Below are 10,718 nucleotides of genomic sequence, written 5' to 3'. Positions count from 1 at the left end.
TGAAATGGGGATGTGCGTTGCGCTCCGTCGGCGCGCCATGCGTCGCCCAGCGCGTGTGGGCGATGCCGATGCTGCCGGCCAATGGCTCCTCTTTCAGCTTCGCTTCGAGATTGAAGAGCTTCCCCTCGGCGCGGCGGCGCTTCAACCGGCCCCCGTCGATGGTTGCAACGCCCGCCGAATCATAACCGCGATATTCGAGCCGCTTCAGCGCATCGACCAATCGCTCCGATACCGGCTGATTGCCGACGATGCCAACGATACCGCACATGTCCCTCTCCGCGTTCTCTTCACGCCTGTCCCGGCGCAACTGTTACCCAAAGCAGACGACCTCGCCGCCTTCAGGCTTTCGTAGCGAAATTGCCGCGTGAGGCAATCCGGTCCGATTTCACTTTCAGTTTCAGTATTTAACGTGACCTATTCGGCAGCCTTCGGCTTCTTCCTAGCGGCCTTCTCCGTCTCGTAGCGTTCGCGCAGGATCGGTGCCCTGCCCGGCTTGATTTCCTGGCGCGCGCGCCCGAAGGCGACGGCGTCGGCGGGAACGTCGTCGGTAATGACGCTGCCGGATGCAACAAGCGCGCCATCGCCGATCGACACCGGAGCCACGAGCGAAGAGTTCGACCCGACGAAGGCATTCTCGCCGATGCGGGTCACATGCTTGTTGACCCCGTCATAGTTGCAGGTGATGGTTCCCGCTCCAATGTTCGATCCGGCGCCGACGAACGCGTCGCCGATATAGGTCAGATGGTTGACCTTGGCGCCTGCACCGATTTCGGCCTTCTTCACCTCGCAGAAATTGCCGACCTTCGATTTCGGGCCGAGATCGGCGCCGGGACGAAGGCGTGCGAACGGTCCGACAGTCGCATCCGCGCGAACAACCGCGCCCTCGATATGCGAGAAGGCGTGGATAATTGCCCCACTCTCCACGGTGACGCCAGGACCGAAGACGACATTCGGCTCCACCAGGACATCCTGGGCGAGTTCGGTATCCCAGGAAAGGAAAACCGTTTCCGGCGCGATCATCGATACGCCTGAGAGCATCAGTTCCTGCCGCCGGCGCTGCTGCCAGAGACGCTCGATATAGGCGAGTTCCGCTCTTGTGTTGCAGCCGGTCAGTTCCTCCTCGGGCGCTTCGACGGCGACTGCCTTGCCCCCGACGGCGCGAACGATTTCAACGAGATCGGTGAGATAATATTCGCCTTTCACGTTCATATTGCCGATGCGGCCGAGAAGATCGAGGGCCTTGCGACCGTTGATCGCCATCAGCCCGCCATTGCAATAAGTGATCCGACGCTCGGCCTCGGATGCATCCTTATGCTCCCGGATCGCGACCAGCACACCGTCCTCGACGATCAGGCGACCGTAGCCGGTCGGATCGGCAGCCTCGAACCCGATAACGACCACGTCGTTGCCTTCAGCAAGCCCCTCACGCGCCGCCTTGAGCGGCTCCGGCGTGATAAGGGGGGTATCGCCGAAGACGACCAGAATGTCGTCGTAACCCCTCGCAATTGCCTCGCGAGCCGCAAGCACTGCGTGGCCGGTGCCGAGCCGCTCCTTTTGCAGGAACGAGGTGACGGTGACGCCAGCGGTATGGGCGGCGGCGGAAACGGCCTCGGCATCGCGACCAACGACGAGCGCGACATCCGAGATCGAGGCGCTTGCGAGCGCGTCGACGACGTGGGCGATCATCGGCCTGCCCGCCACCGGATGCAGCACCTTCGATACGGACGATTTCATCCGCGTGCTTTCGCCAGCCGCCAGGATGATCGCCAGGCACGTCCGTTCCATTCTCATCTCTCCTTGGTACTTATCGCAGGCGGATGCCCTATCGCCTGACTCGACGGTGTTCTTATAGGCAAGATATTGCGAGAAGCATAATTCTCGAAATCACGTCGCGTAACCCCCGGTTAAACCTGACGGGGCGGCCCGACCAGCTCTCAAGCCTCAGGACGCAGCCTGCTTTCCGTCAAGAGGCCGCTTTCTTCGAGAATGGGATAGGCAACGGACGCTATGTGAGCGTTGATGCGCTTCAGGTCCCTCAACATGTCGAGATGCAGAGAGCTCGTCTGCAGGCTCTGAAGCAGGCCGTCGCGAAGGCGTTCGAGATGCCGCTCAGCCGAGCGTTTTTCCATGTGGCGGACATCGACCTTGACCTCGACCAGGTGACGAGCGAGGTCCGCATTGCGGCTGACAAAGATCGTCTGGGCAATGCGCAGGTTATCGATCGTCAGGTTGAACAGGCTTTTCAGCTCCTGATAGCCGTCTTCGGAAAACTTCAATCCATTGGTGACTTTCTTATCGATCTGCTCGCAGAGGCCTTTTTCGATGATGTCGCCCATGTGCTCGAGATTGATCGCATAGTCGATGATGACTATCGAACGGCGACCGTCCTCGGCGCCAAGTCCATCGCGCCCGAGCCGGGACAGGAATATCTTAACCTCCTGCTGGAGGAGATCGACCTGCTTTTCCATTTTGCCGATATCATACAGTTCACCGAGATCGTTGTTGTTGAACGCGTTCGATGCGCGCGTCAGCATTGCCTCGACCAAATCCCCGACACGCAAGACTTCGCGCGTTGCACCGGAAAGCGCCATCACAGGGGTGTCAAGCGTCGCTTCATCGAGATATCGCGGCCCCGTCTCGCCAGCTTCCTCGTCGGGAACGAAGCGGCTCATCAGGCGCGCGAGCAAACCCGCGAACGGCCACGCGACAGTCGCGACGACGAGATTGAAGACAAGATGGATGTCGACCGGTAGATTCTGTCGCGGCAACGGCAGATGTTGCAACCACTCCGCCCCAATCCCTGCGATCGGAAGAGCAATGAGGCAGCCCATGCCGCGCACGACGAGGTTGCCGAGCGTGACGCGGCGCGCGGGAGGTGCCGAACCGAGGGTAGCGATAACCGGCGGAATCGCTCCCCCGAGATTGGCGCCCAGCACCAATGCGACGGTCAGTCCGGCGGAGAGCACCCCGGCAGAAGAGAGGGAAAGCACAAGCATCACGATCGCCAGACTCGACGAGGAGGCAAAGGCCAGGCCCGCCGAGATGATCAGGGCAACCGGCCAGGCGCTGTCAAGCATGCCGAGAAATGCCGCGAGCGCGCGAGATTCCCGCATCGGTTCCGTTGCCGCGGAGAGCAGATCGAGCGACAGCAGCATCAAACCGATGCCGACAAGGGCGAAGCCGCCGCCCTGACGCGCGCTCGACCGGCTCATCCGATGCACAACGACGCCCGCCAGAATAATTGCCGGCGACAGCCACCCGATCCCGATCGCAACGATCCAGGCTGTCATCGCCGTGCCGACATTGGCACCCAGAAGCACGATCTGCGCCATTCGCGCGCGCACCAGCCCCCTTTCCACGAAGGAAGCGGTCATCAAGGCCGTGGCCGTCGAACTCTGCAATGCGAGCGTCGCGATAAGCCCCGTCACAAACGAACGAACCGCGCCGCTCGTACCCTGTGCGAGACCGGTGCGCAGCCTCGCTCCGAATGCACGCGTGACGCCATCCTTGACGAGCGACAGGCCGAACAGGAGTAGCGCCACCGCACCGAATAGATTGACCATCACGATCGTTGACTGCATGGCATGTTCCCGTAACGGCCACTGGAATCAGGGTAGTTTACCTCATAATCGAGCACAGGATTCCCGTTTCGTCTCGACGCGATATGCGCTCGAAACCGACAATCTTGCAGATCGTTTTCTATTGCCGGCTAACGAATCCGACATCGACTTTGTTGTTCGCGTCCGATCGTGCTGGGCTCCGTGATTTTCCGAACAGGCGAGCCCATCGCCGAACGCTGTGCGCCGCAAAAATCGCCGGGAAGAAATGAATGCCTCCGGCCTGAACGGAGGTGTCGCAATTTGCCGCGAAGCGCCCTTCAATTCCTGTTTGGTTTGTTCTAAGGAACGAATTCGTTTTTGGCGTGACGCCACCGTACTGCAACAAGGTTTCTGCCCCTATGCTCGAATCGCTCAGAAAAGCTTCCCAGACATGGATCGTCAAAGGCCTTATGGCCATTCTCGTCATGTCGTTCATGGTATGGGGCGGTCAGACGTTGATGGTGGCAAGCACGCCCAACGCGGTGGTGACGGTCGGCGATATCAAGGTCTCTCCGAGCGACTTTCGCCTCGCATATGAGCGCCAATTGAGCCTGCTTTCGAGGCAACTCGGGACGCCGCTGACGCGCCAGCAGGCCCGTGCCTTCGGCATCGAGTCGCAGGTTTACTCTCAGCTGGTCGCCGGTGCTGCGCTCGATCAGCTCGCACTGGATATGAACCTCGGCCTCTCCGAGGATCGGCTTGCGAAGCTTATCGGCGAGGACCCGGCGTTCCACAGTGTCAACGGCCAGTTCGACCGGCTGACGTTTTCGAGCGTATTGCGCAACGCGGGCTTAAGTGAGCAGGACTACATCAACAACCGCAGCCAGGTTGCGGTCCGGTCGCAGATCGTCGATGCGCTGTCCGACGGATACACCGCTCCCAAGGTACTGGCCGATGCCGTCAGCAAATATCGCCACGAAAAGCGCTCGATCGACTATCTGCTGCTCTCGAACGCGAATATCGATGCGGTCAAGGCGCCGGGCGACGACGTGCTTGCGCCCTGGTTCGAAAGCCACAAGGCGAACTATCGCGCTCCAGAGTATCGCAAGTTCAGCTATATCAAGCTGGAGCCTGAAGATCTGGTAGCGACCGAGACCGTGTCTGAAGAGGAGCTGCGCGCGGACTATGAGAAGCGCAAGGAAAGCTTCCGCTCGGCGGCAACGAGAACCGTCGAACAGCTCGCCTTCCCTTCGCGTGAGGCGGCAGACGCTGCGGCAACCAAGCTCTCAGCCGGCACCTCCTTCGACGATCTGGTAAAGGCCGAGGGCAAGACCGCTGCAGACGTTCTGCTCGGCGAATTCACGAAGGAGCGCATGCCCGATGCGAAGCTCGCCGATGCCGCCTTTGCCGTTCCGGCGGAGGGTGGTGTTACGCCGGTTGTGGAGGGTGCGTTCGGCCCGGTTATCCTGCGGGTAACCAACATCAAGCCGGAAACCATACGCAGCTTCGATGAGGTGAAGGAGGAACTGCGGAAGGAAATCGCGCTTTCTGCAGCGCGCGAAGAGGTCATCAATCTTCACGATCGCATCGAGGACGAGCGCGCCGCCGGCGCAACGGTCAAACAAGTGGCCGATCAGCTGAAACTGAAGCTTGTCACGATCGACGCGATCGACGCCACCGGCAAGGACCAAAACGGCGACGAAGTTCAGGGGATTCCGGAGGCGCGTACGCTTCTCCAGGAAGTCTTCAAGGCGGAAGTGGGGCTCGACACGCTTTCCGTCAACATCGGCCGTGACGGCTCTGCCTGGTTCGATCTCGAAGAGATCATTCCCGCCCGTGACCGCACCCTGGACGAGGTTCGCGATGAGGTAGCGGCAGACTGGACCGCCGAGCAACAGCGGGCGGCGCTTGCCACCAAGGCAGCCGAACTCAAGCAGCGCGTCGAAAAAGGCGCGAAGCTTGCCGACATAGCGAGCGAACTCGGCCTCGTCGTCGAAACGAAAGCCGGCCTGACCCGCTCGACCGAGGATGCTGCCTTGAGCCCAGCTGCCGTCGCGGCGGCCTTTGGCGGCGCCAACGGACATGTTGCCAACGCGCCGGGCATCGGCGGAGAAGGCCAGGTCCTCCTTCAGGTCACGGCAGTCGACGACAGCGACCCCGCAAACGTCCTCGACAACGACAGCCGTCAAATCGAGGCCATCGCTCGCGCCAGTGGAGACGACATCCTTGATCAGATGGTCTCCACACTGCAGACGGCCTACGGTGTGGCGATCAACCAGACACTCGCCGAAACCGCATTGGCGCAACGCTGATGGACAAAAAAGCTGCGGACAGGGGAACGAACTCATGACTGATTTGAAGCCGTTCGTGGCGAAAGTGGCAACTCGCGAGGCACTCAATCGTGAAGATGCGCGGGCGGCCTTCGAGATCATCATGTCGGGAGCTGCGACGCCTTCGCAAATCGGCGGCTTCCTGATGGCGCTTCGGGTGCGCGGCGAGACCGTCGACGAGATCGTCGGCGCAGTTGGCGCAATGCGCGCACGCATGCTGCCGGTCGAGGCCCCTGAGGGTGCGATCGACATCGTCGGCACGGGCGGTGACGGTGCCGGCACCTACAACATCTCGACGCTCGCTTCACTGATCGTCGCCGGCGCCGGCGTCCCGGTCGCCAAGCATGGCAACCGGGCGCTGAGCTCGAAATCCGGTACGGCCGACGCGCTCTCTTGCCTGGGCGTCAAGCTCGACATCGGACCCGAAGCGATCGCCCGCTGCATCAGCGAGGCCGGTGTCGGTTTCATGTTCGCCCAACAGCACCATTCCGCGATGCGGCACGTCGGCCCGACGCGGGTCGAACTGGGTACGAGAACGATCTTCAATCTGCTCGGCCCGCTCTCGAATCCGGCCGGTGTGAAGCGACAGCTCGTCGGCGTCTACGCACCGCAATGGGTGAACCCGCTGGCCGAGGTCCTGCGCGATCTCGGCTCGGAGAACGTCTGGGTGGTTCACGGCGAAGGGCTCGACGAAATCACGACGACCGGCGTCACCAAGGTCGCCGCGCTTGAGGACGGCAAGATCACGAGTTTCGAGTTGACCCCGGCCGATTTCGGCCTTCAGACGGCCACGCTCGATGCACTGAAAGGCGGCGATGGAGCGCACAATGCCGTTGCGCTGCAAGCCGTTCTCGATGGTGCGGAGAATGCCTACCGGGACATTTCGCTTGCGAACGCCGCTGCTTCATTGATGATAGCGGGGCGCGCCAAGGATCTCACCGAAGGCATGGCGCTCGCCAGGCAGTCGCTCTCGAGCGGTGCGGCGAAGACTGCCTTGCAGCGGCTGATCAGCGTCTCCAATGCCGCTTGAGGAGAAGATAGCTCCATGACGGATATCCTGTGCAAAATCGAAGCCTACAAGCGCGAAGAGATCGCCTTGGCGAAATCGAGCGTTTCGCTTGAGGAGCTGAAGGCGCGGATCGCAGATCAATCGCCGCCGCGGGGCTTCCACGCTGCGCTCGCCTCGCGTCGCGAGAAGGGCGGATTCGGCTTGATCGCCGAGATCAAGAAGGCAAGCCCTTCGAAAGGACTGATCCGTCCCGACTTCGATCCCCCGGCGCTTGCCAAGGCCTATGCCACCGGCGGTGCAGCTTGCCTGTCCGTCTTGACGGACACGCCGAGCTTCCAGGGCGCACCGGAGTTCCTGACGGCGGCACGAGCCGCTTGTGCGCTTCCGGCATTGCGGAAGGACTTCATGTTCGACCCGTATCAGGTCTTCGAAGCCCGAGCCTGGGGGGCCGACTGCATCCTGTTGATCATGGCGTCATTGAGCGACGACGATGCGCGTCGCCTTGAGGAATCGGCCCTTGCGCTCGGCATGGATGTCCTCATCGAAGTGCATGACGCCCAGGAGATGGAACGGGCGCTAACGCTGACTTCCCCCCTCGTCGGCATCAACAATCGTAATCTGAGGACATTCGAAGTTGACCTCGCCGTGTCCGAACAACTGGCGGCGATGATTCCACCGGACCGGCTGCTCGTCAGTGAAAGCGGCATATTTACCCATGAAGACTGCCGGCGCTTGGAAAGACGCGGCATCTCTACCTTCCTCGTTGGCGAGAGCCTGATGAGAAAGGATGATGTCGAGGCAGCGACGCGGGCGCTGCTGACGGGCTCCGGAAGCGTATTGGCGGCAGAGTAATGAGCGGCCCGTCCCTCACCCACATCGACAGCGCCGGCGAAGCCAACATGGTCGACGTCGGCGACAAGACCGAGACCGTACGCGTCGCCGTCGCCGAAGGCTTTGTGCGAATGCGTCCCGAAACGCTCGCGCTGATTAAGGGCAATGCCAAGAAAGGCGACGTGATCGGCACCGCACGGCTTGCCGGGATCATGGCCGCAAAACAGACGTCCAATCTCATTCCGCTGTGCCATCCGCTGATGCTGACGAAGGTCTCGGTCGATATCGTGCCGGACGACGCGCTGCCGGGGCTTCGCGTCGAGGCGATGGCAAAGCTGACGGGGCGGACGGGCGTCGAGATGGAAGCCCTGACCGCCGTCAGCATCGCCTGCCTGACGATATACGACATGGCGAAGGCTGCGGATCGCGAAATGGAGATCGGCGGCGTTCGGCTGGTCAGCAAGTCGGGTGGGCGTTCCGGCGACTACCGGCGCCAGGGAGATAACCGCTAATGTCGCTGCTTTCGGTCGAGGATGCACTCGCCAGGGTCATTGACAAAGCTCGCCCGCACCGTCGGACAGAAAGGCTCGCCCTGCACGATTGCTTCGGCCGGGTGCTGGCCGAGGATATCGTCGCACGGGTCACGCATCCCGCCTTCGACAATTCGGCGATGGACGGCTATGCGGTCCGCCACGACGATATCGTCGAGATCGGCGCGCAACTCGTCGTGATCGGCCAGTCGGCCGCGGGGCATGGTTTCCGGGGAGAGGTTCGCGCCGGTGAAGCCGTTCGTATCTTTACCGGCGCGCCCCTGCCCGCCGGAGCGGACACCGTCATCATCCAGGAGGACACCGAAAAGGTTTCGGGCGGAAAAATCCGCACGTTGTTCGCCCCGGCAAAGGGTCGTCATATCCGGCTTGCGGGGCAGGATTTTGAGAAAGGCGAGATCGCGCTTGCCGCAGGCAGTGTGCTCGACGCCGGAAGACTGACGCTCGCCGCGGGCATGAGCCATGAAAGCCTGCCGGTGTTCGAACGACCGAAGATTGCGATCATCGCCACCGGGGACGAGTTATTGCCACCGGGAAGTTCCCCAGGTGCTGACCAGATCATCGCATCGAATACCTATGGCGTGGCCGCTATTGCACGCGAGAACGGCGGCGAAGTCCTTGATCTTGGCATCGTGCCGGACGATGAAGCGGCGATATCGGCCGCTGTCGCCAAGGCACAAGAGGCCGGAGCGGACGTCCTGGTGACGCTCGGCGGAGCCTCTGTCGGCGATCATGACCTTGTTCAATCGACTCTTCTGTCGTGCGGCATGGTGCTGGATTTCTGGCGCATCGCCATGCGTCCGGGCAAACCGCTGATGGTTGGCGGACTCGCCGGCATGACCGTCCTAGGGTTACCGGGAAATCCTGTCTCGAGCCTCGTGTGCGCACTGCTGTTCCTCGAACCGCTGACGCGGCACCTGGCGCATCTACCGCCTCGTTCGCGGATGACGACGGCGCGGCTTGCGACCCCCTTGCCTGCCAACGATCGCCGCCAGGATTATGTCCGCGCGCGGCTGACAGTCGAGCCCGACGGCTCGCTCGCCGCCCATCCGTTCGCGCGTCAGGATTCCTCGATGATGAATATATTTGCGCAATCCGACGGGCTCATCGTTCGCGCACCGCACGCCGAGGCCGCTTCGAACGGCGATCCATGCAACGTCCTGCGGTTGCGCTAAACACGCGCAGCTACTGCATGGCTCCTAAATCGGAGTCGATTTAAGGACAAAATCATGGAGCAATTCAAAGTGCTACAGGGACCTTTGCGCGTGCGGATTGGACGCGCGGCGCTGTAGTCCGGACAGTCGCGTTCTCGAGCCATTTCCGCTGCTTTGTCATACGGCAGACATGCAAGGCCTATAGTAAGGTAGTCACTCAATCATCGGTCGCGGCGGCTGACTACGGATGGACTAGAGTCGGTCAGCGTTAAGCTGAATCGAAACAGGATTCCCTTTTTGTTGGGATTGTGATTCAAGATCATTGCTGGTGAGGAGGCCAGCAATGATGGCGCGACCTCTTTCTCTTGATTTACGCCAGCGCGTCGCCGCCGCTTTGGCCGGAGGCATGACGGTGCGGGCGGCCGCCTTGCGCTTTGGGATATCGGCGGCGACGGCGGTGCGGATCGGCCAGCTCGACCGGTCCGGCCGCGGTTTGGCGCCGGCCAAGATGGGGGGCCATGTCAAACCCATGCTGCGGGGCGCGGCGGCCGATGAGGTTCACCGCCGACTGGCGGCCAAAACCGATTGGACGGTGCGGGCGCTTGCCGCCGATCTGAAGGCGGCCGGGATCGATGTCTCGCATGACACCGTTTGGCGGTTTCTGCGCCGCGAAGGCAAGACATTTAAAAAAAACGCTGATCGCCAGCGAGCAGGACAGGCCGAAGGTGGCGCGCTTCCGAAGCCGCTGGAAGACCCATCAACATCGACTTGATCCGCGCCGCCTGGTGTTCGTTGACGAAACCTGGGTCAAAACCAACATGACGCGCAGCCGCGGCTGGTGTCAGCGCGGCCAGCCGCTGATCGCCAGAATACCGCATGGCCATTGGAAGACGCTGACCTTCCTCGCCGGGCTGCGTCACGACCGCATCGTCGCACCCTTCGTGCTCGACGGCCCGATCAACGGCATTGCCTTCACCGCCTGGGTCGAGCAATGCCTGGCGCCAACCCTCAACCCCGGGGATATCGTCATCCTCGACAATCTCGGCAGCCACAAGGGCAAGCCGGCGCGCAGCGCCATCCGCGACGCCGGCGCCCATCTGTTCTTCCTGCCGCCCTACAGCCCCGACCTCAATCCGATCGAGATGATGTTCGCCAAACTCAAGACCCTGCTGCGCAAGGCCGACGAGCGTAGCGTCGAGGCGACATGGCGGCGCGTCGGCGAAGCTCTCAAGGCGTTCAGCCCGCACGAATGCGCCGCCTATCTCAGGCATGCAGGATACGTTTCAACGTAGGTCTGACAGACTCTA

General features: G+C 61.9%; 8 protein-coding genes and 1 pseudogene. 6 read left to right on the top strand and 3 right to left on the bottom strand.

Annotated features, from left to right (window positions below; translation table 11 throughout):
* The 3 genes and pseudogenes from GHK62_RS06375 to GHK62_RS06365 form a co-directional block, all read right to left on the bottom strand.
* Nucleotides 1-268: pseudogene (locus GHK62_RS06375) on the bottom strand (glutamine--fructose-6-phosphate transaminase (isomerizing)); the annotation flags it as partial.
* A gap of 146 nt (nucleotides 269-414) precedes the next feature.
* The gene (gene glmU, locus GHK62_RS06370) at nucleotides 415-1,785 is read right to left on the bottom strand and encodes a bifunctional UDP-N-acetylglucosamine diphosphorylase/glucosamine-1-phosphate N-acetyltransferase GlmU (protein ID WP_153437481.1); all 1,371 of its coding nucleotides are present in this window, start codon (nucleotides 1,783-1,785) and stop codon (nucleotides 415-417) included.
* 149 nt (nucleotides 1,786-1,934) lie between these two features.
* Nucleotides 1,935-3,581, bottom strand: coding sequence for a Na/Pi cotransporter family protein (locus tag GHK62_RS06365; protein ID WP_153437480.1), 1,647 nt, complete (start codon nucleotides 3,579-3,581; stop codon nucleotides 1,935-1,937).
* 377 nt (nucleotides 3,582-3,958) lie between these two features.
* Between GHK62_RS06365 and GHK62_RS06360 the strand changes: the two genes are divergently transcribed.
* From GHK62_RS06360 to GHK62_RS06335, 6 genes are all read left to right on the top strand, one after another.
* On the top strand, nucleotides 3,959-5,851 hold the full coding sequence (locus GHK62_RS06360; RefSeq protein ID WP_153437479.1) for a peptidylprolyl isomerase: 1,893 nt from the start codon (nucleotides 3,959-3,961) through the stop codon (nucleotides 5,849-5,851).
* Between the two features lie 34 nt (nucleotides 5,852-5,885).
* Nucleotides 5,886-6,899 carry an anthranilate phosphoribosyltransferase gene (gene trpD, locus GHK62_RS06355; RefSeq protein WP_153437478.1) on the top strand — a complete coding sequence of 338 codons (1,014 nt, stop codon included), beginning with the start codon at nucleotides 5,886-5,888 and terminating at the stop codon, nucleotides 6,897-6,899.
* A 15-nt stretch (nucleotides 6,900-6,914) separates the two neighbouring features.
* Nucleotides 6,915-7,730: an indole-3-glycerol phosphate synthase TrpC gene (trpC, locus tag GHK62_RS06350; RefSeq protein WP_153437477.1), complete on the top strand. Its 816-nt coding sequence runs from the start codon at nucleotides 6,915-6,917 to the stop codon at nucleotides 7,728-7,730.
* On the top strand, nucleotides 7,730-8,221 hold the full coding sequence (gene moaC, locus GHK62_RS06345) for a cyclic pyranopterin monophosphate synthase MoaC (RefSeq protein WP_153437476.1): 492 nt from the start codon (nucleotides 7,730-7,732) through the stop codon (nucleotides 8,219-8,221). Before trpC ends, moaC begins: the two co-directional genes overlap by 1 nt.
* A complete protein-coding gene (locus tag GHK62_RS06340; RefSeq protein WP_153437475.1) occupies nucleotides 8,221-9,432 on the top strand; it encodes a molybdopterin molybdotransferase MoeA in 1,212 nt (403 codons plus the stop codon). The genes moaC and GHK62_RS06340 overlap by 1 nt, the downstream gene beginning before the upstream one ends.
* 325 nt (nucleotides 9,433-9,757) lie before the next feature.
* A protein-coding gene (locus tag GHK62_RS06335; RefSeq protein ID WP_167528167.1) for an IS630 family transposase occupies nucleotides 9,758-10,703 on the top strand; the annotation gives its coding sequence in 2 pieces (ribosomal slippage) (nucleotides 9,758-10,096 and nucleotides 10,098-10,703; 945 coding nt in all).
* Nucleotides 10,704-10,718: the final 15 nt, after the last annotated feature.

It is taken from the genome of Sinorhizobium terangae, from assembly GCF_009601505.1.
Lineage (GTDB): Bacteria > Pseudomonadota > Alphaproteobacteria > Rhizobiales > Rhizobiaceae > Sinorhizobium > Sinorhizobium terangae.
This window is presented reverse-complemented; position numbering and strand designations above follow the sequence as displayed.

Coding starts and splice junctions, on each gene's coding strand:
- trpD (WP_153437478.1), top strand. CDS start 5,886: ATGACTGATTTGAAGCCGTTCGTGGCGAAAGTGGCAACTCGCGAGGCA.
- GHK62_RS06360 (WP_153437479.1), top strand. CDS start 3,959: ATGCTCGAATCGCTCAGAAAAGCTTCCCAGACATGGATCGTCAAAGGC.
- GHK62_RS06365 (WP_153437480.1), bottom strand. CDS start 3,581: ATGCAGTCAACGATCGTGATGGTCAATCTATTCGGTGCGGTGGCGCTA.
- moaC (WP_153437476.1), top strand. CDS start 7,730: ATGAGCGGCCCGTCCCTCACCCACATCGACAGCGCCGGCGAAGCCAAC.
- trpC (WP_153437477.1), top strand. CDS start 6,915: ATGACGGATATCCTGTGCAAAATCGAAGCCTACAAGCGCGAAGAGATC.
- GHK62_RS06340 (WP_153437475.1), top strand. CDS start 8,221: ATGTCGCTGCTTTCGGTCGAGGATGCACTCGCCAGGGTCATTGACAAA.
- glmU (WP_153437481.1), bottom strand. CDS start 1,785: ATGGAACGGACGTGCCTGGCGATCATCCTGGCGGCTGGCGAAAGCACG.